The following is a 24,735-nucleotide window of genomic DNA, read 5'->3' on the forward strand; positions in this document are numbered from 1 at the left end:
AGGAGATGCCCGGTGAGCCAACGGGAGTGGATCGAGAAGGACTTCTACAAGGAGCTGGGTGTCTCCGCCGGCGCCTCGCAGGACGAGATCAAGAAGGCGTACCGCAAGCTGGCCCGCGACCTGCATCCGGATTCCAATCCGGGTGACACCAAGGCCGAGGAGAAGTTCAAGGCCGTCAGCGAAGCCAACGCGGTGCTCTCGGATCCGGCCAAGCGCAAGGAGTACGACGAGACCCGCCGCCTGTTCGCGGGCGGCGGGGGCGGCGGCCGCGCCTACGGCGGGTTCAATCCCGGCGCGGGCGGCGGCTTCTCGCAGGACTTCAACATCGGTGACATCTTCGGTCAGGCCGGCGGCGCGGGCGCTGCCGGTGACGGCGGGCTCGGCGATCTGCTGGGCGGGCTGTTCAACCGGGGTGGCGGCGCGCGCGGTGCGAGCCGCCCGCGTCGCGGTGCCGATGTGGAGACCGAGACCACGCTGGGCTTCCGCGAGGCGGCCCAGGGTGTCACCGTGCCGCTGCGGATGACCAGTCCGTCGCCGTGCACCACCTGCCACGGGTCCGGCGCCAAGCCGGGCACCAGCCCGCGGGTGTGCCCGAACTGCAACGGGGCCGGTGTCGTCAGCCGTAATCAGGGCGCGTTCGGTTTCAGCGAGCCCTGTGACGACTGCCGCGGCACCGGGTCGATCATCGACGACCCGTGCACCGACTGCTCGGGCACCGGCATCCAGAACCGCACCCGCACCATCACCGTCCGGATTCCGCCGGGCGTCAGCGATGGGCAGAAGATCCGGCTCGCCGGTCAGGGTGAGGCGGGTCTGCGTGGGGCGCCCTCGGGCGACCTGTACGTGACGGTGCACGTCAGCCAGGACAAGGTCTTCGGCCGCCAGGGCGACGACCTCACCCTGGTGCTCCCGGTGAGCTACAGCGAATTGGTGCTGGGGACAACTGTTTCCGTGCCCACGCTGGACGGCCGGGTCGGCGTGAAGGTGCCGCCGGGCACCGCCGACGGGCGTATCCTGCGGGTACGCGGTCGCGGTGTGCCCAAGCGCGGCGCGGCGGGCGGCGCCGGTGACCTGCTGGTCACGGTGAAGGTCGCGGTTCCGCAGGCGCTGGACTCCGACGCCACCGATGCGCTCAAGCGCTATCAGGAGGCCGAGAAGGCCAGTGGCTTCGATCCGCGTGCAGGATGGGCGGGTGCTTGATGTCCGATAGTCCGAAGTCCGCGTCGGGTGGTGGCTCGCGTGCCGAGTTCTTCATGATCTCGGTGGCGGCCCAGCTGGCGGGTATGCACGCGCAGACGTTGCGCACCTACGACCGGCTGGGTCTGGTCACGCCCCAACGCACTTCGGGTGGCGGACGCCGGTACTCGGCTCGCGACGTGGAACTGCTGCGCGAAGTGCAGCGGTTGTCGCAGGACGAGGGCGTCAACCTCGCGGGCATCAAACGCATCATCGAGCTCACCAACCAGGTCGAGGCGCTGCAGCAGCGCGTCGAGGAGATGAATGCGGAGCTGGAGCGGTTGCGGGGCGGATACCGGCCCGACCTGACCCCACCCCAGCGCAGTACCGCGCTGGTGGTGTGGCAGCCGCGCCACCGGCGCTGAGGTCGCTCGATACGACGAACCCCCGGTTCGATATCCATTGCGGTGGATGCGGACCGGGGGTTCGTTCGTCGCCGGTCAATCATCGGCGATCGGCTGGTGATTATTCAGCAACCTCTTTATTCCTGATCTTGTTGTCCGATAGGTCCGGTCCAGCCCCGTGAGGTGCGGGTTTATCGCCGGGCGGCGGTAAATGTTTGCTGTCGGGACGCTGAATTCGGGCTGACGGAAGGGTATTTCGACAGTGCAGACACGACGCTCCAGTGTGCATCGCCCGCGTGTCATGGCACGGCGCGTCGCGCTCGTCGGCTCGGTGGTTGTAGCGGAAAGGTCGCTCTACCAGGCACATTGGGTCGCGTATGCCGGAAATGCCAGGAAGATCGCGGAAGCGTGAGGTCATGTTGATGGCCGTTTTACCGTCATTGGGTCTGTTTTTGAGGGATACTGCCGCATCCTGCCTGGTATTTTTAGAATTACACGCGTGATGTTTAAGAGTACGATTCCGAAGCTGGCAAACCTCGCCTAGACTTCTCGCATCGGCTGCTGACGAGTGTCCTCCCAGCCCGTCACTCGCCGGCGCGGACTGCGTTCGATGGCGAAACGAGGTTGTGACACATATGGATTCGCGGACTGTCGCTTTGATCCGTACCACGTTCAAGGCGGTTGCTGCGGAAGACGGTGGGTCCGAACGGCTGTCGAGGTCGTTCTACTCGATCCTGTTCACGGACTACCCCCCGATCCGTGACTACTTCCCGGCTGCCATGGACGCCCAGCGCGACCGTCTGGTCACCGCGATCGGCTACGCGCTCGACCGGCTGGAAGAGCCGGACAAGCTGCTGCCGTTCCTGGCCCAGCTCGGCCGCGACCATCGCAAATACGGTGTGCAACCCGCGCACTATGTCGCGGTGGCCAATTCGCTGAAGTCGGCCATGCGCCAGTTCGCCGGAACCGAGATGTGGACCGACGAGGTCGCCACCGCCTGGGACGAGGGCCTGGCCATGATCAGCGGCGCCATGATCAGCGCCGCCGAGAAGGAGGCCACCCCCGCGGTGTGGACCGCCTCGGTGGTCGAATGCCGCGAGGTGCTGCGCAATCTGTCGATCATCCGGGTGCAGCTCGACCAGCCGATGGAATACGCGGCGGGCCAGTACCTCAGCGTCCAGATCCCGGCGCGCCCCCGGATGTGGCGCTACCTGTCCCCGGCCAACCCCGCCAATGCCAACGGCGAGATCGAATTCCACGTGCGCAGCGTGCTCGGTGGCTGGGTGAGTCCCGCGATGGTCGCGCACACCAGCGTCGGTGACCAGTGGCAGCTCGGCTCCCCACTCGGCGGCCTCGGCGTCCCCCGCAACACCAAACGCAAGATGCTCATGGTCGGCTGCGGCACCGGCATCGCCCCCCTGCGCGCGCAGATCATGTCGATGGCCCAGCGCCGGGTCAACCCGAAGGTCCACCTCTTCGTCGGCGGCCACCACCCCTGCGACCTCTACGACCTACAGGTCCTGAGCCAGCTCGCCGTCGCCAACAAATGGCTCTCGGTCACCCCCGTCACCGAAAGCGACGAAAACCCCTGGTGGTACTTCGATTCCGGTGAGCCCACCACCGACCTCCCCGGCCTCGAACCCCGCATGACCGGCCAGATCGGCAAGGTCGTCGCCTCCTACGGCCCCTGGTCCGACCGCGACGTCCAGATAGTCGGCTCCCCCTCCATGGTCCAGACCACCAAGTTCCGCCTCATGGCCGCAGGCACCCAAGCCGACTCGATCCGCCACGACCCGTTGTTCTGAGCCCACCGGGGTGGCATATAGTTCCTTCCCCTAGCGCTGGCTACGCCGGGTGGGAGTCGGAAGGGTTCATGGTGGGTGCTTCTCCGTTGTTGCGGGCGGTCTTTCGCGATGTGCAGCACCTGTACGGACCCGAGGACGAGGGGTTCGTCTTCGAGGACGGGCCAGGCCCGATCGGCCACATCGATGTGCTCGTGTACCGCCCGACCCCGCGCATCCCCGTGACCACCTTCGCCACGGTCGGCATGGCCGCCGGTGAGATGCCCGCGACCCCGGGCCCGGGTGCCGGTGGCCGCGCCGAACTGCGATTCTCCTGGCGGGGACACCCGACACCGGAATGGGAATCAGCCGTCGCCCAACTGCTGGCGAATCTCGCCGCCTACCCCTGGATCACCGACCAACAGCTCGGCTGGGGTCACATGATGACCCTGGAGGACGACTTCCCCGGCTTCCCCGATTGCCGCACGGTGATGTTCGCGGGCCCCCTGTTCCCCGACGCCCAAGACATCTTCGAGGCCGACGGCACCACAGTCAGAATCCTGAACATCGTCCCCCTCACCGACACCGAAACCGCCAGGGCCCGAACCATGCCGTCCGGCTTCTTCCTCACCGAACTCATGAACGAGGTCGACCTCTTCAGCCCGCGCTAGGCGCCATGAGCGGTGGGCGGATTGCCGGGATCCGGCGAGCCCGTCAGACGAAAGGACTCGTCGGTCGCGGATGACCGGCTCAGGTCGATCGCGGTGATCCATGTATTCACCTCAGCAACAGCGTCGTCGAGGGAAAGCGCCAGAGCTCCGGAGGCTGCGGCTTTGGCGTAGTCGTTGGGCCAGTGCGGATAGCTTGCCACTGTCGGCGGCCAAGAATGCGGCCGAAGTCCGAGATTGCGCGCCTCCCGAGCACGGGCGCCGAAGACTGCAATCGCGGCTGCTCGGATTTCCGGGAGGGTGGGACTGCCCGTAGCGGCTACGAGGTCTCGGATGAGGAGCAGGTCGACGACGTCGCGCGGGCGGTCGTTGACTACGTTCGGTGGTTCGTGCAAGTCGGAGACTGCGTGGAGCTTCTGTGCGATCTGGAACCGCATGGCGATGCCGACCAGGCTGTCTGGATCTGGTAGGCCGAAACCGCTCAATGGAAGTGCTTCGATCGCTTCGAACTCGTCTCCGATGCCTGCTTCGTCCGGCGAGACTTCGAACTGGATACGGCGCCAGGTCGCACCACGAATTTCCAGGATGATGTCGAACCGACGCGGCTTGGTCAGCTTGGTGGGGACTCCGACGACTTCGATTTCGCCCCGCCGTAGCGTGAGCGGTCCCCATGGCTCGGTGAGCGCTGATTCCAGCGCGAGGAAGAACTCGTCGAGATCACCACGGACAATTCCATCGACATCTTTGGTAGCGCGTGCCGTCGCATCGAGTCGATGCTGAAGCAGCGTTCCACCCTTGAGCAGGAACAACTTCCGTCCGTCGATATCGAGTGCGCGCTGGACCGCGGCGATCGCCACAGATGACGCGACGAGCCAGCCGAGCCGCCCAGCTTTGGCTTCGGTCCCGAGTTTCCCTTCGGCTTGGGTGATCCAATTGTTGAGCACCGTGGTCGTCATCGGTGCTTTGGTTTTCGGCGGCAACGTGCTCAGCATCGCCGTCAGACGTGAGCCGACGGGCTCATCGGGCATTGCGTCCCTCCAATGCATTGGTCAAGTCTTCGCGTTCGTCGGTCGTTACGCGGCCCTGCGCGTGTCCACGCTCGATCGCCTGCCGCAGTAGATAGGTTTGCGTGCCCCCGACGATGCACTGCTGGATCGCGGTTCTCGGTGTGACCGTCGGGATTTCGTGCGCCCATCCGATCTGGGACGGGTCGAGGTCCTCGGTGTGGATCATGTAGTCATCACCGTCGGCTCGGCGTAGTCGACGGTGTTTGCCGATGGTGACGTGGATCTGGTGAGGGTTGACATCGCTGATGCCGTACAGGTCCAACGCGGTTTCGTGACTCAGGCACGCCTCGGGCGCGCGCGTCCAGAGTACGGCGAGCATGAGCTGGTCGTACTCACCTACCGGGTATCGGGGGAAGCGGTAGACGCCGTGTGCGACACGCATCAGAGTGCCGCGGTGAACAAGCATCTGCAGTGCGTACTTGTCGATCTCCAGATCTGTGGCCTGCCGTGCTGTGACGAATCCGTGCTGTGTAGTGGCAACTTCCCACAGCTGGTCGCGCGCCAGCTCCCTGGGGCTCATGGCAATAGTATAACGCAATAGTTATACTATTGACGGACGGCTCGCGCTAGATCGCGGGATCAGGCGCCTTCCGAGAGGATGTTCTCCGGTGGTGTCCCCGATTCGAGCAACCGGTCGACCGTGGTACGCACCATCGCGGGTGACCCGCACACCAGCACCTGCTGCTGGGCGAAGGGCCCGTGCGTGGCGGCGACCTCGGCGAGCGTGCCGTAGAGCATTTCTTCGGGCGCGAAGCCGATATCGGAGCGCGTCTGCTCGTGCCATTCGTCGCGAATGGCGGGATCGTCGGCACTTTCCACCACGGGAATGACTGTCAGCCAAGGTAATTCCCCGGCCAGCAGGAACAGCATGTCCGAGGCGTAGAGGTCGCGGGGCGAGCGGCCGCCGTAGAAGAGATAAGTCCGGGGCGGGGTTTCGCGGCGGGCAAGATCGAGAATCTGTGCCCGCATCGGCGCCAATCCCGTGCCACCGGCGATCATGACGACCTCGGCCGCTTCGGGATCGATCCGGAAAACCCCGTACGGCGCGTGGATTCGCCACTGATCACCGGGTTTGGTGTCGCTCACGATCGAATCCGAGCACCACCCGCCGGGCACCGTGCGCACATGGAATTCCAGTTTTCCGTCCAGCGAGGGCGGCAGCGCGGGGGAGTAGCGCCGCCGTACCCCGGGATGCTGCGGCACCTCCACCTCGACCGACCCACCCGCCGCGAACGGCACGAAATCACCGATCAGCCGGATGACGGCCAGGTCGTTGCGCAGGCGGTGATGGCCGACGACGGTCGCCGTCCACGCGGGATCGGGAAACTCGCTCACGGGCGCTCCTTGACTCAGCCGACGGGATCGGCGGCGATGATCTGGCTGGGCGTGCCCGCCCGGATGAGCGCCCGGCGGGTGTCGGCGATCATCTGCGGCGACCCGGCGATCTGGATCTGCCGGTCGGCCCAGTTGCCGAAGCTGGTCACCACCGCACCCAGATTACCGATCAGCCGCCGATGCATGCCGACCGGCGGTTCGGCCGAATCCTGCGGATACCACCAGGGATTGGTGTTCTCCTCGCACACCGGCACCACCGTCAGCCACGGGTTCGACTGGGAGAGCTGCCACATGTTGTTCACGTCGTACAGGTCGCCCGGGTACCGCCCGCCGACGAAGAAGTGCACCCGCGGATTGATCCCGCGCTGACTCATCTCGATCAGCTGCGCGCGCAGCGGCGCGATGCCGGTGCCCGAGCCGATGAGCAGCACGTCGCGACCGGATTCCCGGTCCACGTGCAGGCCACCGAGCGGTCCGGCGATCTTCCACCGGTCCCCGACCTTGGTGTCGTTGACGATCGCCGGGCTCACCCAGCCGCCGCTGATCCGCCGCACATGGAACTCGACCTCGCCATACGGGTTGGCCGGGATGGCGGGGGAGTAGTAGCGCCACATGTTCGGCCGTTGCGGAATGGCGACCGGCACGTACTGGCCCGCCTTGAACGGGATCGGTCCGTCGGCCTGGAGTCGCACGATCGCGAGGTCGTCGAGGACCCGGCGATGCCCCACGACCGTCGCGTCCCAGTACGGCTGCGACTTGTCCTCGTTCGCGCCGATCGCCATCGAGGCCGAGACGAGGATGGTGATGTCGCTCCAGCCCTCGTGCAGCTCGCGGGTCCAGCGATTGCCGTGGTAGGTGCGCAACGCGCCGAGCAGCGCGCGACCCGCCATGTCGTAGTGGTCGGCCTCGACCCCGTATTTGCGGTGGTCGCGAGCCAGTTGCTCGAGGAATTTCTGCGCGCGATCGAAGTCCTCAAGATTGTCGAGGACGAACTGCAGCGCCGTCACGAGCCGCTTGGGTTGCATGTCCATCGCGGGCGGGAACAACTCCCGCAACCTCGGGTCCTGTGCGAACAGGTGACCGTAGAACGCGCTGATCAGCCGCTCGGGACCGCCCGGTGCCTCCGACACCCCGCGGAAATCGGCGCGGACCAGCGCAAGCGAACGCGCATCCACGTCGTCAAGCTCCCTTTCCCTGGAATTGCTGCGATGTGGCCCCGCCCGACGGCGGACACCGGTTCCAGTATCCCCCGAAACCGCTGGTTGGGTGCAGGGATGCTCATCACGCCGCCCCACGAGCCGGACGGATCTTATCGATCCGGGTCGCGGATCCCCAGCAGCCGCGCTCGCGAGTCCCGAAAAGTCCCCGCTTGTCACGCGCCGAAATCGGGTACCCCTTGATCCTCGTGCGCCAACTCGAGAATCACTTTCACTTCAATAATCTGGAAGACTTGAAGTAGAAGTGATATTCTCGTCGCTGGAGGTCAGTGATGAAGATGCATGAGATCCACATCGACGACGAGGTGTACAGCGTTCTTGTGGACCTTCGTGAGGGGTTCGAGCAACCCAACGATGTTCTGCGCCGCTTGCTCTTGGATCGAACGCCCCGTCCCGGGGCGATGAAGTCCTATGCATTGGGGGCCGGTCGGTTGTCGCCGCTGATCGCGGCGGGCCTGATCGAAGTCGGTGATCGTCTCCGCCACGAACGGGTCAGGAAGGGGCAGGTGTTCATCGGTGTGGTCACCGAAGCCGGCGGGATCAGCACCGAACGCGGGGTTTACGCGGCGCCGTCCCGGGCTCTCAAGGACCTGGTCGGCACCGAGATCGACGGTTGGCATTACTGGACGCATGTTCCCTCTGGTAAGAGTCTGCGCGAACTGCGCGGGGAGCTGTGACGTAGTCGAACCGCATCGAAACGAGAGAACCGGCCGCCCCTCCCTGGTGCGGGAGTAGACGACCGGCCATGTGAGTCCATATTAGCAGGGGGTGAGTCATCAACGCGCAACCTCGCGTCACCAGCTACGACAAGCCGTACAAGACGCTGCGTGAGCAGGTCCAGCTCTTACGAGACCGCGGCATGGACACGGGTGACGAATCTGCTGCCTCGGCGCAATTGCTCGCGATCGGCTACTACCGCCTGAGTGGATACTGGTACATCTTCCGTGAGCACGCTGCGGAGTGCGAGGCGTCCTGCGGCTGCAGTTCCAGGCGCAGCGAACAGTTCGTTCCAGGGACCACACTCGATCAGGTCGTCGCACTCTACGAATTCGATCGAAAGCTACGGCTTCTCGTCCTGGACGGCATCGAGCGGGTCGAAGTCGCGCTCCGAATGCGGTTGGGATACTCACTCGGCGCGGTGGGGGCATTCGCTCACCTGGACCCGGCAGCTCTCGAGCCATCGTTCACGCATCTCGATGAACGGCAGCCGGTTGCGAGCAGGGCGCATTGGCTGGCCAGCGAGCATGCGAAGTGGCTCCAGAACGTCAGGTATGAGGAGGACCGGTCGAAAGAAGATTTCGTCGTCCACTTCAAGGCCAAATATGGTATGCCGCTGCCTATTTGGGTCATCACCGAGTTGATGACATTCGGCAACCTGGTGGTGCTGATGAACGGGTTGAAGCCACGGCAGAAGAACGCGATCGCCGAGATGTTCGGAGTGTTCGATGCCGAGTGTGATGGTGACGGTGCCGCGCTCGGCAGCTGGATCGCCGGCTTGAAGTACGTCCGAAACGTGTGTGCTCATCATGGTCGGCTGTGGAACAGGAACATCGTCGAACAGTTCGGTCGGTTGGAAGGTGTCCCCGAGCTCGCGCACGCGTCCGGCCAACATCCCAAGTCGCGCGTCTACTCTTCGTTGGCTGTGCTCGCCTTTCTCACCACCCAGCTCGATGCTGCGACTACTTGGCGACATCGAGCCGTCGATCTGCTCACCGATGCCTTCGGAAAGCTGGGGCTACCGGATACATCCATGGGGTGTCCGGCAGGCTGGGCGAACGAGCTCATCTGGTCCCCGGGGTATGTCCCGCGCGCAGACCCCGTTCCCGAGGAACACCGCGACATCCTGCGGAAATTCGAGTGTTCGAGCACATCAGAAGTCGGGCATCTGATCGACCTCCGGACTGTTGCGGAGCGCCGGGCGAGCGCGGTTCGCTACCTACGTTCGCGGGATCAACTGCTCGGTCTGCTCGTCGGTCGGTCGTATCGGTATCCGTGCTTTCAGCTGGATGCGGTTCAGCGGCGCATACATCCCGTCGCGCAACGTATCAACCGAGCGTTGGCGGTCAGTCAGCATCCGTGGGACGCGGCTCGATGGTGGTCCACGGCCAACCGTGGCGTGGGTGGTGATGTGCCGATGATGATGCTGGATACGGAGCCGGAGCGTACTCGTCTACTCGACGCGGCCATCGTCGTCGCAGGGCGCGATCCCGGTTCACCTGTTCGGGTCGGTGATCTCCCGGAGTGATCCGCAGGTTGCGTCCGCACGCGAGGTGGACTCACCCGGTAGGGTCCGCCTCGCAGGTGTGGCGATCCTGCGAGGCTTCCCGTTGCCGCCGGAGCTGGTCAGCCGGTGACGGTGGTGACGGCGCGCTGCCGGTCGGCCTCGGTTACCTCGTCGAGGGTGAACCCGCGCGCGACGATGTGCTGGACGAGCGCCGGCTCCGGCGGCAGGCCGTACTTTCGCAGGTAGTGCGGGACCGCGCCGGGCCAGACGAACACCCCGTCGGTCTGGAAATTCATCGGCACATCCCGCTCGGCGGGGGCGAAATCGTCGGCGCTGTAGCTGCGCGCGCTCAAGACCACCGGCGCGTGCTCGAGATAGGCCAGTACTCGATCACGGATCTGGGGGTCGACGGGCGGCCGGTTCACCACCGGTTTGCCTTCGGAATCACGCCCGTCGAAGGGCGCCGAAAGTCGGAGATCGCTCATAGTCGATCAACTTACGCGGCCACCGTGCGCGCCGGGTCTTCGTGCTAATGTGCCTGGTCAGAGCAGTAACCGGCGAGAAGGGGCGGGGATGAAACGCGCAGGTATGGCGTTGGTGACGGCCGGTGTGGTTGTCCTCGGAGTCACGGGATGTGACTCTGGGGAGCCGTCGTCGCAGGGGGCTACGACGACGGCGAAACCGGTGCTGTGGGATCCGTGTACGGAGATCTCGGATGCGGTGTTGACGGAGGCGGGGGTTGATCCGTCGACCGAGGAATCCGGGGTCGGTGGGCATGCGCAGTCGGGGTGGGAGATCTGCGCGTGGGACGCACCCGAGTACTCGCTCACGGTGTACACGACGAACAAGTCCGTCGCGGAATTCGAGCAGAAGCCGGGCAACGTCGATTTTCAGGATGTGACCATCGCGGGCCGCGCGGGTCGCCAGTTCAAGGTGCAGGGAGCGTCGAAGGACCTCGGCTGCGATGTCGTCTTCCCCGCCGAGCAGGGCATCGTCCAGTTGGAGATCCTGAACTCGCCGCTCGAGTCCGGCCTGGACGATCCGTGCGTGTACCTGGAGCGCGTCGGCGAAGTTCTCGTTCCGATACTTCCGAACTGACCAGGGGAGGGTTCATGAGTGATCGCACCGTCTACAGCTCGTTGCTCGACCAGGCCAAGGCTGGGGAGATCTACCTGAACGACGAAGCTGCGGCCTACCACATGTTCAAGGCCTGCGACGAACGCCTTTCGGACCTCCGCGAGATTCTCGGCATCACGCGGCGAGTGCAGAACGTCAGCGGCTTCGGCGATTTCCAGATGGGCAAGCAACTCGAATCGAAGTTCCTCGCACAGGCGACGGGCGAGGACAACTCGATCGACGCCGTCGTGCTGAAGGACATCGAAGCCGTGCAGCAGCTTCGCGAGGTCTTCTCCATCTCCTTCAAACGCGTAGCCGGCAAAGACATCGAAAACGCCAACGCCCTCGACTACGTCACCGAGCAGGTGAACTGAATGTCCTACCCGAACATGAGCGGCCTCGACCTCTTCGGTGGCCTGCGCAATTTCGTCATGTCCCCGTTCAGCGGCGACGACAGCGAACTCGGCTCCTCCGATATCGCCGACATCCAGGACCAGTACAACGACCAGCGCGACCGCACTCGCCAGCGCGCGGGCGACCTCGGTTTCGACGGCGACTACCGCCCGGCCGTGGTCACCAAGACCGACCCGTTCGAGGGCACCGTCGCCGAGCTGCGCGCCAAGGTCGACAAGATCGATATCACCGCCGTCAGCGATCTGATCAGCGCGTGGAACGAGATCTCCACCCGCAACAGCACCTCCCTCGACGAGTTCCGCAAGCAGATCGCGCGTGGCATGTCGCCCGATGTCTGGTCGGGTGCCGCGGCGACGGCGGCGGCGCAGACCGTGGCCGCCTACGACATCACCGGCAAGAAGGTCACCACCGCGGCCGCGCTCACCAGCAACAAGCTCGACGAACTGCGCACCGGTCTCGAGCCGACCAAGCGGCTGGTGCCGTTCGCCCCCGAGCATCGCAGCGGCGTGGACAACGCGCTGGGCCTGTTCCAGGGACGCGCGTGGCGCAATGACGATGTGGCACAGGAGAATGCACGGGTGGAAGCCGTGCGTGTGTTGCAGACCGTCTATGCCCCGGTCATCCATGAGTCCGACGAGAAGGTCCCGGTCATCCCGATCCCGAAGACCGTCGACCCCGGCGGCACTCCCGAGATCCCGGGCGGTTCCCCGAATCCCGGTACCGGCAACCCGAATTCGTCGAATCCGAATTCCGGCCAGCCGTCGACGCCGACCACCCCCGCGGCCACCACTCCGTCCACGGACCCCGGCGACACCACCGACGATCCGTCCACCGACGACCCGTCGACCGACGATCCCACCACCCAGGATTCGACCACCCCCGATTCCACCACCCCGCAGTCCACCGTGCCCGCGGGCACCACTCCCGCCTCCACCCCGGCCACTCCCGGCAGCGGCCTGCCCTCCGGAAGTCCCGGCGGCGCAGGCACTCCCGGTGGCGGGTCGCCCGGCGGCGGCACCCCGGGCGCGGGGACGCCCGGCGGCGCGGTCCCCGGTTCACCGAATGCGGGCAGCACGGGCGCGGCCGTCAGGGCGGGTGGCTCCGGCGCCGCCGGCCGTTCCGGCATGCCCGGCGGGATGAGCCCCGGCGCGCGCGGCGGCGGCCAGGACGACGAGTCGAGCAAGGCGATCCCCGACTACCTCATCACTCAGGAACACGGTGACGAGCTCACCGGTCTGGACAACCTGCCCAAGATGGTCCCGCCGGTCATCGGTGGGGACTAGTCGCGAATCCTGATGGAACAGAGTAGATCTCCCGTGCGCACCTGGCATCTCACCGCTCTCGACTTCCGCACCCTCTGGGAAGCGGCAGGCCGCGACGTCCTTCCGTATCCGCTGCACCACCGGCACACCGACGTCGAATCCCAGGCCGAGATCCTGCGTCTGCGCAGCAAGGCCGCCGAGAACCTGATGGCCGAGTTCGACAGCGACCTCGACCGCGCCATGGCCGCCCTGCTCGTTCCGCACGCCCGCGTGGAGGTCGCGGGCGCCACCCGCGGCGTCCGCACCATCCGCGCCCACGGCGGCACCCGGGACACCTACGCCGCCTTGGCGATTCAGGCCCCCGGCCCCGAAACCAACCCCGGCGACATCACCCTGCACCTGTTCCCCCCGAAATCCCTGGCCGCCGCGGTGTTATCCACCCTCCCGCGCGTCCGCGCCGGCTCGGGCCGCGAAATCCGCGTCACCGCAGCCGAACTCGCCGCCCCCCGCCCCGACACCCGCGACCCCTGGGACCCTTCTCCCCGCGAACAACTCGAAACCTTCCTCACCAAACCCACCGACACCCTCACCCACATCGGCGTCTACGCCCACGCCAGCGCCGACAACCGCCACACCGACGCCCGCGACGACTTCCAGCTCCACGACCTCACCGGCGACGGCCGCTACGTCTTCTACGGCGACACCACCTTCATCGCCAAACCCACCACCACGACCCGCATCCACCAAACCCTCACCACCATCCTCTCCACCACCGCCGCCAAGGCCCGCACCGCCACCTACGGCGCCCTCTGATCAGCCGGCCAACGCCGCGAGCTGCCCGATATCGCCGCCCAATAGCCGCCGGGCCCGCACCAGATGGTCGGCGGCGGCGATGATTCGGTCGTAGTACGTCGTGGTGTCCGGAATCCCGTAGTGCTCGGCGAACCATCGTGCGACCTCGGTCCACGAGTAGAGGGCGTAGCCGTCACCACTCATCGATGCGGGGAAACCGCCGGGCCCACGCTCGCCATTCGCCAGCCGGCGGACCGCCTCGTAGGTCCGGCTGGTCCTGGCCGCGATCGTCTTCAACGTGACGAGGTCTTCGGTACGCACCCCCACCACCTCGAGCCCTGCGGCTTCTGCCTGCGCGACCGCGCTGACAACGGCCGTAGCCAGCGAGTCGGCATCCCGGTGTACATGCAGCACCGGCACAGCGCGCGGCCCGAACTCCGGCGTCGAGTCATCCAGACCCGCCTCGAACAACGTATCCAGCTCGTCTTCGTTCGGCGTGCGGTCCAAAACCAGCGTGAACTCGTGCTGACTCATGGCGATTCCTTCCTTTGGTGTGGTCTCGCGCGAACCGTGGGACGCAATCCTGACAAGCTCCCCGAACGGAGCACCCAGGGGTGCCGGTGTCGTAACCATCCCTGCCCGGCTCCCCGCTCACTGACCCCGATTCGCGACCTCGGCCAACACCGGTAGCCCCACGCCCGATGCGGCGTGTGGCAGGGTTGGACCCGGTCGAAGGTGTGCACTCCCGAACCGACCAGGTGCGTACCTGCGAGGCGTACGACGATGGTTCTCGCAGGAGGCTGGGTGTCAGGGCTGTCTGTCCCTCGGTCGGGCTCTCAAGCGTGAATGCGTGAGGTTCGCGGGGTCGCCGAAGTGAGAAGGGTCCGTCGGTATCGGTGTCGTAATCGGTTACTGGATCGGCATTATGGTAGGTGCCGTTCTCGTCGCTTCTCGGACTCCAATCGATAGCGGGCTCGACCGGTCCTCCTAGACCGCATCGCTTAGGCCGTGTAGTTGAATACGGCGGCCATCTCGGTGGGCTCTACCGACTTCTAGAATAGAAATTGGAACACTCCGGTTGTATCCGTCAGTGTGGGCTAAGTGTCCGAAACCGTTTTCGATGACCAACCCGTCGGAGGAAACTACAGTCAATACATCCCGGAGAAAATCAGCGAGTGAATTCCAAACTGCTTCCCTGTCACAGTCCTCGTGCAGGGAGCAGAAGATGATCTGCCCACGGTGGCCGGTGGCACCCGGATTCGTATCAATGGCGAAGGCGATGTCGGCGGTGGCCATCACTGGACACCATCCGCGATCCCACCACACCATTCGCACCGAGTTCGCGGCCGATCCGTCCAACTCCTCGTACGGGACCCCGGGGCCACTGAATTCGGCCTCGGTGGCACGGGCGTCACACAGTTCGCCTGCTGACCATGCGCTCTCGAACCATAGGCCGAGAACGTCTCGACCGCCGAGCACCGACCACAGCACGGCGGCTTCTGCTGGGGCCGGCTCGCCGACAAGGGCTTCGTACCGGCTGGCCGGGTAGTCTCCGCGACGGAGCGGTGGCTCGAATCCTCGGTTGGTAAGGGTCGCCCAGATCTGGTTCGCGAGGTGGGCCACCTTGCCAGTCGATTGGTTATCGAGATCGCTCATGGTGATCAGAAGTCACGCGGGCGAACATTTTCGATGACTTCCTCATCCGTGAGTTTGCTGAAGAATGGGTTGGCCCAGCGGATGGCCTCATCGAAGTCGAAGGAGTATTCGATTCGGAACTGTCCGGATCGGGCGACGCTACATTTGACGCCCATGCATTCGTCGCCTTGATATTCCAGCAACTGTCGGGTTGTCGTGGTCAAGGCTTTGTCTATCGCCCGGTGATCGAAAAGGTCAACCATCCTCCCTTCACCGCCCTGGTAGGAGAAGCAATCCCAGGTAGACACTCCTGGGGCTGTGTTTACTCTTGTCGATACACCGTACGTCCAATCGGGGTATTCCAGGGCGGCGGCTTGGCCGGTAGCTTTAGCCAGCTCGATGCTTAGCTCGGTGGCATCAATATCTTCCATTACATTCTCCAGCTGTTGTCAGTCGGAATGCCTACTATAGTCGGCAGATGTGAGTCCGTGGGCCTTGCGGTTGAATGCATTTCCACCGTGGTTATCGAAGGACACGCTGATATTTCTGAAGCTGTTTCCATTCGCATCGATGAAACGCACACGGCCTTCCACTCTGTCAGGGGTACGTGCACCGGGAGGATCTGTCTCGAAACGTATGTGTGTCTCCCGGCCGGCACGTGATGCCGGCCACCCGGCAATTGCGTTCTCCAGTGTCCTGAAATGGACCTGATTGAACCTTCGCTCTTGAGCAAAGAGATTGGCGAGGCCTCGGTCCAGGGTAGTGCGGTAGCTGGAGGCATGCCCGCCATCGTACGACGTTGGTTGCCCACTCGGATTGGTTCCCTCATGCCCTGTTGCTGTGGCAACGCCGCTCTCGGTGCTGTCTCCGTCGCGATCCACTTGGTCACCAGTCGAGAAGTCATGGCGGATGACGCCTTCTGTCGCGACATGGCGGCCGTTGAGGGACTCGGTGCGTACCACATTGTCGCCGACCTGCGATCGGGAGAACGATCGGATGTCACCGTTGGCGTCCGGTGGGTAGATCACATGCTGCTCGTGGCGGAGAACTGTGAACGTGCCGGCGCCGTGTCTCCGGTCATACACGACTGCGCGCGGGGGGTAGTCGCGAACGACGGTGTGGTTCGGCGGGTCGCCGTAGATGGTATCGGTGTATGGCTCGCCGTTGGCCGTCCGCCCGTTTACCCGGTTGGTTGGGGAGCCCTCAGGAACCGGCAGTGGGTGGTCGTGGTGCAGGTGGCTGCCGCGGATGTTGGCGTGCGCGGGGTTGTTCGGGTCGTACGGCGGTGCGTCGGTGACACGCCTAGGCGGTGTGATCCTTTCCCGGACTGCGTCACGGCCGTCTCCGAACGGGATTTGCTGGCCTGGTGGTGTGGTCGTGGGTGGGGTACTTGGGCTTCCTGTCGAGGAATTGCTCGGTTGGGATCGGTCGATCGCACCGACTGTGTCGATAGCTGTCGTCGGCGAGGTTCCAGGCGGGGTGGGGCTGGAGCCGTGGAGTGCGGCAGTGCCGTTTGGATGGTGGGTAGCCCATTGCCCATCCGGCGGAATGCGGGGGGTGCGGGTGCCGTCGGGGTTGGTGATTGTGCTGGCGCTGAAGACGTTTCCGTTGGTGTCGGTCCAGGCGGCTTGGGTGGGGGCCAGGACTTCTACGCCGAGGTGTTGGGCTAGGCGGTTGGCGAAGTCGTTGGAGGAGGCGTCGCAGCCGATCAGGCGGATGGGGGTGGTGCCGTCCCAGGTGGAGCGGCGGAGGAGGTCGCCGTATTGCTCGGGGGTGAGGGTTTGGCCGCCTACTACGGCGTGGCCGTCGGGGGTGATGTGGGTGTCGGCGGTGAAGCGGGTGGGGTCGGCGGGGACTCGGTGGGGGAGGTCGCCCATGGTGGGGTCGCCGCGGTGGTGGGAGATGCCGGCGGGGGTTTGTTCGGCGTGGTTGTTGTGGATGGTGTCGAGGTCGATGGGTGGGGTGTCGGTTGTCGGGGTGGTGTCGACCGTTGGGGTGGTGTCGACGGGCGGGTTCGTGTTGACGGTGGTGTCGACAGATTGGGTGGTGTTGGGCGTGGGGGTGGTGACGGGGGGAGTGGTGTGTTGGTTGGCCCAGGAGGGGGTGGTGGCTCGGGCCAGGTCGGCTCGGGAGATGTCGGAGCCGAGTTGGCGGATGTCGTCGGGGGTGAGGGTGGGGGTGGTGCTCGGGGGGAGGCCGATGGTGGTGCGGACGGTGTTGGCGAGGTCGGTGAGGGAAGGGTTGGTGTCGGCGTCGATGGTGAGGTCGGCGGTGGTGGGGTTGGTGGTGGGGACCACGTCGACCATCAGCCAGTCGCCGAGGGGGAATTGGGTGCCCTGGTTGAAGGCGAGGTCGGTGGCCAGTTGGGTGCGGTCGGTGACCGCGTCGATGGTGGTGGGAGGTGTTGTGGGGGAGGTGGTTACGGCTGCGGTGACGCGGATTACGCGGACCGGTTGGCCGAAGGTGCTGGGGTAGCTGGCGCTGCGGTACGGGCGGCCGGTGGTGGGGGTTACCTGGAGGGCCTGGTCGTTGGCGGGGGTTACCGGGCGGAGGGATTCGCGGGCTTGGCGGGCTCGGGAGGCGTTTTCCAGGTCTTGGGGGGTGAGGGTGGGGTCCGCGGGGTGGGTGGTTGCGGGGTTCGTGTCGGTGGGGGTCGACTCGGTGGTGGGGGTGGAGTCTGTGGACGGGGCGTTGTCCGTGGTGGGAGTCGTGTCTGTGGGCGGAGTCGTGTCCGTGGTGGGGGACGACTCGGTGGGCGGAGTCGTGTCCGTGGTGGGGGACGGCTCCGTCGGCGGTGCGGACGGCGGCGGATCTGTGGTTGGGGTGGGCTCGGTGGTCGGTGCCGAGTTGGTCTGCGGGGTGGAGGCGGTCGTCGGGTTGGGTGACGGGTTTTGTGGGCGGGTCGGTGCGGACGGGCGGGTGGTGCGGGGGCTGGTGGTCGGCGGGACTGTGCCGTTGGTGGTGGGGGTGGTTGGACGACTGGGTGTGGATGGCTGGGGAGTAGTCGTCGGTGGGCGGCTCGGTGTGGACGGCTGGGGATTGGTTGTCGATGGGCCGAGCGGCATGGAGCTCATCGGCGGGGCCGATGTTGTGGGAGAGCTGGGGGTGGAAGGGGTTGTGGGCGTGGGGTTTCCGGCGGGTTGAGTCGTTGTCGGGGCCGTGGGGGCCATTGTTGCGGCGGCGGTGGTGGTGTCGGCCGACTGTGGGGTGCGGTTCGGGTCGGTTTGGGTGTTCGGGGTGACCGATGGGGACGACGGGGTGCCGGGGCTGGTGGGCTGGGTGGTGGTGCCGGGGGCGGTGGGTGCCGTCGTGGGGGAGGTGCCGGGGTTGGTCGATGTGGTGTCGGTGGGGGTCGACGGTTGTGAGGTCGTCGGGGTGACCGGCTGCGTCTGGGCTGGGGTGTCTGTCGACGGGAGGTCCAGGGAGGACGGGGTCTGGGGCGACGACGGGTTGTTGGGGGTGGTGGACGGGTTCTGGGAACCGGTGTCGCCGGGGGCGGGTGTGGTGTCGCCCGGTGTGGCGGGGTTGCTGTTGGTGGGTGTGGAGGGATTGGGGGTGGTGTCGGCCGGGGAGGGAGTGGTGGTGTCGCTCGGGGTCGACGGGGTGGTAGCGGGTGTGGATGGATTGGTGTCGCCGGGTGTGGACGGGGTCGAGTCGGTCGGTGCGCCGTTCGAGGGCGGGCTTCCGTTGCTCGGGGTGTCGGTCGGCGTTCCGCTGTCGGGGGTGCTGGGGTTGGTGTTGCTCGGCGTCGTCGGGCTCGGTGAGTTGTCGCTCGGCGTGCTCGGGTTCGGCGAGGTATCGCTGGGTGAGCTCGGGCTGGGCGACCCGGACGGAGAGTCGGTGCCCGGCGTGCTGGGGGATGGCGAGGTGTCGCCGGGTGAGCTCGGGGACGGTGTTCCGGGCGAACTCGGTGAATCACCGCCGGGCGTAGACGGATTGGTGCTCGCGGGCTGAGTTCCGCCGTCGCCGTTGGGGGTCGACGGCGAATTCGGGGTCGAGGCGGGGGAGGTCGAGGGGGAATCGGTGTTGGGCTGGCTGGGGGAAGGGGTGGTGCCCGCGGGGGTGGTGCCGGGGACCTCGCCCAGGTCGGGGACGTCGGGAGCGGTGGTGTCGCCGCCGTTGTGGAGGCTGGATTCGATGCCGCTCTGGAGACCGCCCGCGCCCGCACTGGTGAAGGTGTCGACGCCGATGTCGAGTTTGAATTCCTGGCCGGTGAGGGCGGAGTTGAGGCCCGCGGTGGCTACCTGGGCGGACAGATCGGCGCCGAGTTCGGTGGCGGCGCCGGTGAGGGACTTGGCGGCCATTTTGCCGAGGCCGTTGGAGATGTTGTCGCCGACGCCGCCGAGCTTGTCGCCCAGGCCGCCGCCGACGGCACCGCCGACCGCGCCGCCGAAGGTGGCAAGGCCGAGGTCGGCCCAGCCGAACTTGTCCATCGAGCGGTCGCCCTTGGCGACCTGGATGGTGCGGGCGAGGGCGTCGATGCCGCCCTCTTCCAGTGCCTCGAACGCCGCGCCCTTGAGGGCCGCGCGCGCGGCGGCTTTGGCGAGGCCGCGCGCGATCATCCGGGTGATCAGCTGTTTCATCGCGATGCGCACCGCGACCTGGGCGGCCACACGGGCGGCTACACCGGCGGCGGCGCCGATGCCGGTCCACGCGGTGGCGATGGCGGCGGCGATCTCGACGGCGGCCACGATCATCGTGCCGATGATCACGAGCTTGGTGTGCTCGATGTCGTTGGCGCCGTCTTCGAGGATCTCGGCCTGTTTCTCGCACCATTTCCGGATTGCGGTGAAAGCGGCGTCGTCGCCGGCGAGCAGTTTGTCGCGGTAGGCGGCGATCGCGTCGTGGGCCTCGCCTTCCGACAGCGCGGTCAGGGTGGCGGTCAGGGCCGCGGCGGCGGTGTCGTCGACGGTGTCGAGGGTCTTGGCGGTGGTGGTCCAGGCGTCGGCGAGGCGGCGCATGGCGGTCTCGTCGCCGTCGGGCCAATCACCGGCGCCCAGAATGTATTTCGCGACCCACTGCAGTGAATCGGGGATCTCGATGCCCACGGGCTAGGTTCCCGTCGACTGCTTCAGTGCGGCCGCCTGCGTGGTGTCCTGCTCGACGAGCTTGTCGGCCAGGGTGACCATGTTCGTGCCGAGCTGGGTCATCGTGGTGGCGAGATTGGCGACGGCCTTCTTGCCCTGATCGACTCCGGGCGTGTAGTTCTGGGCGAAGGCGGTGCCGGTTTCGTCGGCGCCCCAGCATTCGCCTTCGGCGTCCAGGGCGGCAGTGAGCGCCTGGAGCGCGGAAGTCAGTGTGGTGGCGGCGGATTCGTAGGATCCCTTGGTGTTGCGCAGGGCATCGGGGTCGACGTCGATCGAACTCACCGCAGGTACCCCCGGTTCTGGAAGTACTCGTCCTCGTCATCGATGGGTGGTGGCGGTGTCGCCTCCGGTGGCGTGCGGAACTGCGCCATCAGGTCTTTGGTGCTGGGGGCGCCGGGGATCAGGTCGGGCACGTCCGGCAGCGAGTCGGCCAGTTCGGTGAGTGGGGCCAGTGCGTCCTGCTGGGCGCTGGTGGTCATCTGGGCGGCGGCCTGGATGGTCGCGGTGATCGACGCGCCCAGTTTCTCCGGCGTCGAACGGCGGAAGGCCTCCGGCTCCACGTGCACCTCGATGACGCCGGCGACGTTGGCGGTGACGCGCACCAGGTTGTCGTCGGACCACACCGTCACCGGTTCGGCCGCTCGGTTCTGTGCCGAGAGCAGAGCGGCCGAATCCCGTTGATACGCGTCGAGCATCTGATCGATCTGCGAACGCAGGGCCGCGTTGGTGTCACGCGTGATCTCGGGCAGATCGTCGGTCATCGTGAATCCCACTCTCGGCAACAGGGTGTCGAGATATTGGACGTGTGGGCGTGGCCGGGAGATCCCTAATGTGTGCTATGTCTCATTTCGGGAGGGTTCGCTACGAAATCAATTGGCGCCCAGCTGCGCATCGATGCCGGTGGTTCTGGCCCATTCGTCGAAGGTGAGGGTCGCCTCGAAGCCGGGGCCGGTGAGGGTGGCGCGGCGGTGGTCGGGGGACCACGCGATGGTGAGGCCGCGGTGGTTGGCGTAGGAGTGCACGGCGCGGCGGTGGTCGGCGAGCGGGAATTCGGTGAGCGCCTGCTGGAGAACGCGCATGACGCGCGGGGATTCGGGCGCGGGGAGCTGGAACAGGGGGTGTTCGATGAGGAACGCGGCGCGGGTGCCGCCGCCGACGGGGCCGCTGTAGGCGGTCCAGACGCCGGAGATGGCTTTGGCGGCGTCCATGAAGACGTTCACCACGGACTCGGGACGATCGGTGGGGTTCGGGAGTGCGGCGAACGGGACCTCGACATCGGCGAGCGCGCTGATGCCGTAGCGGTTTCCGGCCTCGCGCACCGACTGGGCCAGGCCGGTGACCGTCTCCGGATACCCGGCCGGATTCCCCCACGACCACAGCCACGACTGTGGCCCGGGCGCCGCCGAGCCGAGCAGGTGCATGCGCTCGCACTCGATCGGCTGATCACCCGTCAGCGTGAACCGGCCCGCGCGCAGATCGACACTCCACCCCCGGTCCCCGACGACGTCCGCGAGATGCAGCTGATGCTCGAACGAGTACAGAGCGGCATCGTCCAGCAGATTCGACAGTGTCAATTCGGACATATCGACGAGCCTACCGAGGCGGAACGTGACTACCGCGCCGATGATCCGGGCGAGGTGGGATCAGACCGGTATCAGCGTCAGTACCGGGTCGAGTCCCTTGAAATCATCGGGGTTGCGAGTGTAAAGGGGTAGGTCGTTCACCGACGCGATGGCCGCGATCATGAGATCGCACTTGCGGGGCTTCGGGTTTCGTCCCTCGGCAACCACGAGCCTTGCCATGGTCGTGAACCGTCGTGCTGCCGACGGACAGAAGTGCAACGCGTCGAATGCGTGCTCCACCTCGAGCAGTCGTTCGGTGCGCAGTGCCAGGACCCGCGGCGATTGGGCCAAGGCGATGCCGATGCCGAGCTCGGCCAGCGTAATCGTGCTGATTCTGGGATGGACGGGCAGTTTGTCGTCGGCGATCTCCGCGAGATCGATGAGCACGCAGGTATCAAGGAGGCCGACAGGGTGTCGCGGCTCAGTCATCGATGCGGTCTTCGCCGAAGGCCGCATCGATCTCCGCTCGTTCCGCTGCGGCGTCGGTTGTCCCGGCGAAGCGTGCCAGCCGTGCCTTGAGATCGGTGGTCGACACCTCGCGCGGTGCGCGGATCGGCCGTAGTTCCCCGACCGGACGCCCGTTGCGGGTGATGATGAAATCGTCGCCCGCCTCGAGAGCATCCATCACGCCCGCGCTGCCGTTGCGCAGTTCCGCCTGGGTGATCATCCTGGTCATAGGTCAATTGTAGCCAGCGATGCTATGCGTGGCTATGCGGTTGACGATCGCTCAGATGGCCAGGACTGTCTTTCCGCGGGCGTTGCCTGTGCCGAGGATGGTGGGGGCGGCTTCGAGGGGGACGGTGGTCTGGATGGGGACGACGACGTCGCCCGCGGCTACGCGGGACAGCAGGCGGGTGAGTTCGGGGGCGCGGCCCTTGGATTCGAAGTTGCCGCCGGTGATGTCGCGGGCGCGCAGGGCGGCTTCGTCGGCGGCCCAGGTGGTGGAGTAGGCGTGGCCGCCGCGGCGCACGAGGGTGGCGTGGCGGGCGAAATCGGCGGCGGGGCTGATCAGGTCGAACAGGACGTCGATGCCGTCGGGGTGGGTGAAGTGGACGGCGTCGGTGACGCTGGAGTCGCGGTAGGCGGCCGGGTCGGGGTCGACGAGGTTCGGGTCGGCGGGGCGCGGCTGGGTGTAGTCGATGGTTTCGGCGGCGCCGAGCCGGGCGACCTGGTCGGCGGCGTCGCCGCGCGCCGTGGCGATGACGTGGGCGCCTGCGATATTGGCCAGCTGCACCAGGAAGGAGCCGACCCCGCCGGTCGCGCCGACGATGAGCACCGTCTGGTCGGGCTGGATGTGGGCGGCGTCGACGAGATCCTGCGCGGTGACACCGGCGATCGGCAGTGCGGCCGCGGCGGTCGAGGTGACGCCGTCGGGGATCGGCACGAGGGTGGCGTCCTCGGGGACCACCGAGAACTGCGCCCAGCTGCCGTGTCCGGCGGGCGCGGTGAGGAACTTGCCGACGACCTTGTCGCCGATGGCGAACTTGGTGACCCCGCTGCCCACCGCCGAGACCGTCCCGGCCCCGTCGACGCCGAGGATCATCGGGAAATCGGTCGGCATCTTGCCCTCGAGCAGGCCGTCGGCCATCTTCAGGTCGAACGGGTTGACCCCGGCGGAATCCAGGGCCACCTGCACCTCGCCGGGACCGGGCTCGGGCACCGGCACGTCCGCCAGCTCCGGGGTGCCGCCGAACTTGTGAACCACGATCGCGCGCATGTCGACGAACTCCTCGCATCGATGAGAGCCGGGCATCCGCAATCCTAGGCGGAACCCCTTCCGACATGCGGTGATTGACCGGCTTCGGTGGTGTCGCGGCGTACCGTCGAGACCACGGGGAGCCCCGGCTGGAAAAATCAAACTTGAGCGGAATAGACTCAACTCTGACACCGTTGGATGAAACGACAACAGAACTCGCTCCAACCGACACGGAGGATCAGTGGATTCGTTCAATCCCACCACCAAGACTCAGGCGGCGCTGACCGCTGCTCTTCAGGCCGCCTCGGCGGCAGGCAATCCGGAGATCCGTCCGGCTCACTTGCTGGTGGCGTTGCTGGATCAGACCGACGGCATCGCGGCACCGCTGCTCAAGGCCATCGGGGTCGATCCGGCGACGGTCGAGCGCGAGGCGGGTGACATCGTCGACAAGCTGCCGAGCGCGACCGGTGCCACCACCACCCCGCAGCTCGGGCGCGAGGCGCTGGCCGCGGTCACCGCGGCGCAGCGGCTGGCCACCGAGCTCGGCGACGAGTACGTCTCCACCGAGCATCTGCTGGTCGGGTTGGCCACGGGCGACTCCGAGGTGGCCAAGCTGCTGCAGCGGCACGGGGCGACGCCGGAGGCGCTGCGCGAGGCGTTCACCGCGGTGCGCGGCAGCGCGCGGGTCACCAATCCCGACCCGGAGTCCAGCTACCAGGCGCTGGAGAAGTACTCCACCGACCTCACCGAGGCCGCGCGCGCGGGCAAGCTCGATCCGGTGATCGGGCGCGACACCGAGATCCGGCGCGTGGTGCAGGTGCTGAGCAGGCGCACCAAGAACAATCCGGTGCTCATCGGCGAGCCGGGCGTCGGCAAGACCGCCATCGTCGAGGGGCTGGCGCGGCGCATCGTCGAGGGCGATGTGCCCGAGTCGCTGCGTGGCAAGAAGGTGATCTCGCTGGATCTGGGCGCGATGGTCGCGGGCGCGAAGTACCGGGGTGAGTTCGAGGAGCGGCTCAAGGCCGTGCTCGACGACATCAAGAACAGCGCGGGCGAGATCATCACCTTCATCGACGAGCTGCACACCATCGTCGGCGCGGGCGGTACCGGCGATTCGGCGATGGACGCGGGCAACATGATCAAGCCGCTGCTGGCTCGGGGCGAGCTGCGGCTGGTCGGCGCGACCACGCTCGACGAGTACCGCAAGTACATCGAGAAGGACGCGGCGCTGGAGCGGCG

28 protein-coding genes and 1 pseudogene are annotated in these 24,735 nt (G+C 66.4%); 13 read left to right on the forward strand and 16 right to left on the reverse strand.

Translation table 11 applies throughout. The features are described 5' to 3' along the window. Positions 1 to 12: 12 nt before the first annotated feature. The 4 genes from dnaJ (at position 13) to ACWEMY_RS21475 (ending at position 4,032) form a co-directional block, all read left to right on the forward strand. The gene (gene dnaJ, locus ACWEMY_RS21460) at positions 13 to 1,200 is read left to right on the forward strand and encodes a molecular chaperone DnaJ (RefSeq protein ID WP_375931306.1); all 1,188 of its coding nucleotides are present in this window, start codon (positions 13 to 15) and stop codon (positions 1,198 to 1,200) included. Beyond that, on the forward strand, positions 1,200 to 1,601 hold the full coding sequence (locus tag ACWEMY_RS21465; protein ID WP_452391437.1) for a heat shock protein transcriptional repressor HspR: 402 nt from the start codon (positions 1,200 to 1,202) through the stop codon (positions 1,599 to 1,601). Before dnaJ ends, ACWEMY_RS21465 begins: the two co-directional genes overlap by 1 nt. Before the next feature lie 614 nt (positions 1,602 to 2,215). Further along, positions 2,216 to 3,385, forward strand: a complete 1,170-nt coding sequence (locus ACWEMY_RS21470) for a globin domain-containing protein (RefSeq protein ID WP_278261865.1) — start codon at positions 2,216 to 2,218, stop codon at positions 3,383 to 3,385. A gap of 71 nt (positions 3,386 to 3,456) precedes the next feature. Then, the gene (locus ACWEMY_RS21475) at positions 3,457 to 4,032 is read left to right on the forward strand and encodes a suppressor of fused domain protein (RefSeq protein WP_452391438.1); all 576 of its coding nucleotides are present in this window, start codon (positions 3,457 to 3,459) and stop codon (positions 4,030 to 4,032) included. On the opposite strand, the gene ACWEMY_RS21480 is transcribed toward ACWEMY_RS21475, so the two are convergent. Genes ACWEMY_RS21480 through ACWEMY_RS21495 form a run of 4 tightly spaced genes read right to left on the reverse strand, consistent with a single transcriptional unit; the run spans position 4,029 to position 7,606 of the window. Beyond that, positions 4,029 to 5,057 (reverse strand): nucleotidyl transferase AbiEii/AbiGii toxin family protein, encoded by a 1,029-nt coding sequence (locus ACWEMY_RS21480; protein WP_452391439.1) that lies wholly within the window; start codon positions 5,055 to 5,057, stop codon positions 4,029 to 4,031. The genes ACWEMY_RS21475 and ACWEMY_RS21480 overlap by 4 nt on opposite strands. Further along, positions 5,047 to 5,616 carry a type IV toxin-antitoxin system AbiEi family antitoxin domain-containing protein gene (locus ACWEMY_RS21485; RefSeq protein WP_452391440.1) on the reverse strand — a complete coding sequence of 190 codons (570 nt, stop codon included), beginning with the start codon at positions 5,614 to 5,616 and terminating at the stop codon, positions 5,047 to 5,049. Before ACWEMY_RS21485 ends, ACWEMY_RS21480 begins: the two co-directional genes overlap by 11 nt. A 59-nt stretch (positions 5,617 to 5,675) precedes the next feature. After that, complete coding sequence (locus ACWEMY_RS21490; RefSeq protein WP_452391441.1) at positions 5,676 to 6,431, reverse strand: FAD-binding oxidoreductase; 756 nt, start codon at positions 6,429 to 6,431, stop codon at positions 5,676 to 5,678. A 14-nt stretch (positions 6,432 to 6,445) separates the two neighbouring features. Then, a complete protein-coding gene (locus tag ACWEMY_RS21495) occupies positions 6,446 to 7,606 on the reverse strand; it encodes an FAD-binding oxidoreductase (RefSeq protein ID WP_375931287.1) in 1,161 nt (386 codons plus the stop codon). A gap of 314 nt (positions 7,607 to 7,920) precedes the next feature. Here ACWEMY_RS21495 and ACWEMY_RS21500 point away from each other — a divergent pair, with 314 nt between their 5' ends. After that, positions 7,921 to 8,325 (forward strand): restriction system modified-DNA reader domain-containing protein, encoded by a 405-nt coding sequence (locus ACWEMY_RS21500; RefSeq protein WP_452391442.1) that lies wholly within the window; start codon positions 7,921 to 7,923, stop codon positions 8,323 to 8,325. A gap of 182 nt (positions 8,326 to 8,507) precedes the next feature. Then, positions 8,508 to 9,893 carry an Abi family protein gene (locus ACWEMY_RS21505; protein ID WP_452391443.1) on the forward strand — a complete coding sequence of 462 codons (1,386 nt, stop codon included), beginning with the start codon at positions 8,508 to 8,510 and terminating at the stop codon, positions 9,891 to 9,893. 98 nt (positions 9,894 to 9,991) lie between these two features. Here ACWEMY_RS21505 and ACWEMY_RS21510 read toward each other — a convergent pair whose 3' ends face one another. Continuing rightward, positions 9,992 to 10,357 (reverse strand): hypothetical protein, encoded by a 366-nt coding sequence (locus tag ACWEMY_RS21510; protein WP_452391444.1) that lies wholly within the window; start codon positions 10,355 to 10,357, stop codon positions 9,992 to 9,994. A gap of 103 nt (positions 10,358 to 10,460) precedes the next feature. Between ACWEMY_RS21510 and ACWEMY_RS21515 the strand changes: the two genes are divergently transcribed. Genes ACWEMY_RS21515 through ACWEMY_RS21530 form a run of 4 tightly spaced genes read left to right on the forward strand, consistent with a single transcriptional unit; the run spans position 10,461 to position 13,477 of the window. Then, positions 10,461 to 10,970: a DUF3558 domain-containing protein gene (locus ACWEMY_RS21515; RefSeq protein WP_452391445.1), complete on the forward strand. Its 510-nt coding sequence runs from the start codon at positions 10,461 to 10,463 to the stop codon at positions 10,968 to 10,970. Positions 10,971 to 10,984: 14 nt separating this feature from the next. Then, the gene (locus ACWEMY_RS21520; RefSeq protein ID WP_375931272.1) at positions 10,985 to 11,362 is read left to right on the forward strand and encodes a hypothetical protein; all 378 of its coding nucleotides are present in this window, start codon (positions 10,985 to 10,987) and stop codon (positions 11,360 to 11,362) included. Continuing rightward, positions 11,363 to 12,685: a hypothetical protein gene (locus tag ACWEMY_RS21525; RefSeq protein ID WP_452391446.1), complete on the forward strand. Its 1,323-nt coding sequence runs from the start codon at positions 11,363 to 11,365 to the stop codon at positions 12,683 to 12,685. A 33-nt stretch (positions 12,686 to 12,718) separates the two neighbouring features. Beyond that, positions 12,719 to 13,477: an ESX secretion-associated protein EspG gene (locus tag ACWEMY_RS21530; RefSeq protein ID WP_375931266.1), complete on the forward strand. Its 759-nt coding sequence runs from the start codon at positions 12,719 to 12,721 to the stop codon at positions 13,475 to 13,477. On the opposite strand, the gene ACWEMY_RS21535 is transcribed toward ACWEMY_RS21530, so the two are convergent. From ACWEMY_RS21535 to ACWEMY_RS21550, 4 genes are all read right to left on the reverse strand, one after another. After that, a complete protein-coding gene (locus tag ACWEMY_RS21535; RefSeq protein ID WP_375931263.1) occupies positions 13,478 to 13,990 on the reverse strand; it encodes a hypothetical protein in 513 nt (170 codons plus the stop codon). A 453-nt stretch (positions 13,991 to 14,443) separates the two neighbouring features. Next, complete coding sequence (locus tag ACWEMY_RS21540; protein ID WP_452391447.1) at positions 14,444 to 15,112, reverse strand: SMI1/KNR4 family protein; 669 nt, start codon at positions 15,110 to 15,112, stop codon at positions 14,444 to 14,446. 5 nt (positions 15,113 to 15,117) lie between these two features. Next, complete coding sequence (locus tag ACWEMY_RS21545) at positions 15,118 to 15,522, reverse strand: hypothetical protein (protein WP_452391448.1); 405 nt, start codon at positions 15,520 to 15,522, stop codon at positions 15,118 to 15,120. A gap of 18 nt (positions 15,523 to 15,540) precedes the next feature. Beyond that, complete coding sequence (locus ACWEMY_RS21550; RefSeq protein WP_452391456.1) at positions 15,541 to 17,397, reverse strand: hypothetical protein; 1,857 nt, start codon at positions 17,395 to 17,397, stop codon at positions 15,541 to 15,543. A 295-nt stretch (positions 17,398 to 17,692) separates the two neighbouring features. Here ACWEMY_RS21550 and ACWEMY_RS21555 point away from each other — a divergent pair, with 295 nt between their 5' ends. Beyond that, positions 17,693 to 18,235: a hypothetical protein gene (locus tag ACWEMY_RS21555; RefSeq protein WP_452391457.1), complete on the forward strand. Its 543-nt coding sequence runs from the start codon at positions 17,693 to 17,695 to the stop codon at positions 18,233 to 18,235. A gap of 93 nt (positions 18,236 to 18,328) precedes the next feature. Beyond that, complete coding sequence (locus ACWEMY_RS21560; RefSeq protein WP_452391458.1) at positions 18,329 to 19,045, forward strand: hypothetical protein; 717 nt, start codon at positions 18,329 to 18,331, stop codon at positions 19,043 to 19,045. A gap of 692 nt (positions 19,046 to 19,737) precedes the next feature. Here ACWEMY_RS21560 and ACWEMY_RS21565 read toward each other — a convergent pair. The 7 genes and pseudogenes from ACWEMY_RS21565 to ACWEMY_RS21595 all read right to left on the reverse strand — a co-directional run. After that, a pseudogene (locus ACWEMY_RS21565) lies at positions 19,738 to 20,139 on the reverse strand (WXG100-like domain-containing protein); the annotation flags it as partial. A 3-nt stretch (positions 20,140 to 20,142) separates the two neighbouring features. Further along, on the reverse strand, positions 20,143 to 20,460 hold the full coding sequence (locus ACWEMY_RS21570; RefSeq protein WP_452391449.1) for a WXG100 family type VII secretion target: 318 nt from the start codon (positions 20,458 to 20,460) through the stop codon (positions 20,143 to 20,145). Then, positions 20,457 to 20,939 (reverse strand): YbaB/EbfC family nucleoid-associated protein, encoded by a 483-nt coding sequence (locus tag ACWEMY_RS21575; RefSeq protein WP_452391450.1) that lies wholly within the window; start codon positions 20,937 to 20,939, stop codon positions 20,457 to 20,459. Before ACWEMY_RS21575 ends, ACWEMY_RS21570 begins: the two co-directional genes overlap by 4 nt. A 108-nt stretch (positions 20,940 to 21,047) precedes the next feature. After that, positions 21,048 to 21,761 carry a DUF6882 domain-containing protein gene (locus ACWEMY_RS21580; protein ID WP_452391451.1) on the reverse strand — a complete coding sequence of 238 codons (714 nt, stop codon included), beginning with the start codon at positions 21,759 to 21,761 and terminating at the stop codon, positions 21,048 to 21,050. Positions 21,762 to 21,821: 60 nt separating this feature from the next. Then, positions 21,822 to 22,187, reverse strand: coding sequence for a type II toxin-antitoxin system VapC family toxin (locus ACWEMY_RS21585; protein ID WP_452391452.1), 366 nt, complete (start codon positions 22,185 to 22,187; stop codon positions 21,822 to 21,824). A 34-nt stretch (positions 22,188 to 22,221) separates the two neighbouring features. Next, positions 22,222 to 22,476, reverse strand: a complete 255-nt coding sequence (locus ACWEMY_RS21590) for a type II toxin-antitoxin system Phd/YefM family antitoxin (protein ID WP_452391453.1) — start codon at positions 22,474 to 22,476, stop codon at positions 22,222 to 22,224. Between the two features lie 51 nt (positions 22,477 to 22,527). Continuing rightward, on the reverse strand, positions 22,528 to 23,553 hold the full coding sequence (locus tag ACWEMY_RS21595) for an NADP-dependent oxidoreductase (protein WP_452391454.1): 1,026 nt from the start codon (positions 23,551 to 23,553) through the stop codon (positions 22,528 to 22,530). A gap of 184 nt (positions 23,554 to 23,737) precedes the next feature. Here ACWEMY_RS21595 and ACWEMY_RS21600 point away from each other — a divergent pair. Next, on the forward strand, positions 23,738 to 24,735 hold a 998-nt coding region (locus ACWEMY_RS21600), incomplete at its 3' end, for a Clp protease N-terminal domain-containing protein (RefSeq protein ID WP_452391455.1).

Source organism: Nocardia sp. NPDC004415, assembly GCF_053602435.1.

Bases quoted from the DNA above. Each gene is read 5' to 3' on its own strand.
- ACWEMY_RS21485 (WP_452391440.1), bottom strand. From the start codon at position 5,616: ATGAGCCCCAGGGAGCTGGCGCGCGACCAGCTGTGGGAAGTTGCCACT.
- ACWEMY_RS21500 (WP_452391442.1), top strand. From the start codon at position 7,921: ATGAAGATGCATGAGATCCACATCGACGACGAGGTGTACAGCGTTCTT.
- ACWEMY_RS21545 (WP_452391448.1), bottom strand. From the start codon at position 15,522: ATGGAAGATATTGATGCCACCGAGCTAAGCATCGAGCTGGCTAAAGCT.
- ACWEMY_RS21580 (WP_452391451.1), bottom strand. From the start codon at position 21,761: ATGTCCGAATTGACACTGTCGAATCTGCTGGACGATGCCGCTCTGTAC.
- ACWEMY_RS21515 (WP_452391445.1), top strand. From the start codon at position 10,461: ATGGCGTTGGTGACGGCCGGTGTGGTTGTCCTCGGAGTCACGGGATGT.
- ACWEMY_RS21525 (WP_452391446.1), top strand. From the start codon at position 11,363: ATGTCCTACCCGAACATGAGCGGCCTCGACCTCTTCGGTGGCCTGCGC.
- ACWEMY_RS21540 (WP_452391447.1), bottom strand. From the start codon at position 15,112: ATGAGCGATCTCGATAACCAATCGACTGGCAAGGTGGCCCACCTCGCG.
- ACWEMY_RS21505 (WP_452391443.1), top strand. From the start codon at position 8,508: ATGGACACGGGTGACGAATCTGCTGCCTCGGCGCAATTGCTCGCGATC.
- ACWEMY_RS21470 (WP_278261865.1), top strand. From the start codon at position 2,216: ATGGATTCGCGGACTGTCGCTTTGATCCGTACCACGTTCAAGGCGGTT.
- ACWEMY_RS21480 (WP_452391439.1), bottom strand. From the start codon at position 5,057: ATGCCCGATGAGCCCGTCGGCTCACGTCTGACGGCGATGCTGAGCACG.
- ACWEMY_RS21535 (WP_375931263.1), bottom strand. From the start codon at position 13,990: ATGAGTCAGCACGAGTTCACGCTGGTTTTGGACCGCACGCCGAACGAA.
- ACWEMY_RS21595 (WP_452391454.1), bottom strand. From the start codon at position 23,553: ATGCCCGGCTCTCATCGATGCGAGGAGTTCGTCGACATGCGCGCGATC.
- ACWEMY_RS21590 (WP_452391453.1), bottom strand. From the start codon at position 22,476: ATGACCAGGATGATCACCCAGGCGGAACTGCGCAACGGCAGCGCGGGC.
- ACWEMY_RS21520 (WP_375931272.1), top strand. From the start codon at position 10,985: ATGAGTGATCGCACCGTCTACAGCTCGTTGCTCGACCAGGCCAAGGCT.
- ACWEMY_RS21465 (WP_452391437.1), top strand. From the start codon at position 1,200: ATGTCCGATAGTCCGAAGTCCGCGTCGGGTGGTGGCTCGCGTGCCGAG.
- ACWEMY_RS21510 (WP_452391444.1), bottom strand. From the start codon at position 10,357: ATGAGCGATCTCCGACTTTCGGCGCCCTTCGACGGGCGTGATTCCGAA.
- ACWEMY_RS21575 (WP_452391450.1), bottom strand. From the start codon at position 20,939: ATGACCGACGATCTGCCCGAGATCACGCGTGACACCAACGCGGCCCTG.
- ACWEMY_RS21550 (WP_452391456.1), bottom strand. From the start codon at position 17,397: ATGGTCGACGTGGTCCCCACCACCAACCCCACCACCGCCGACCTCACC.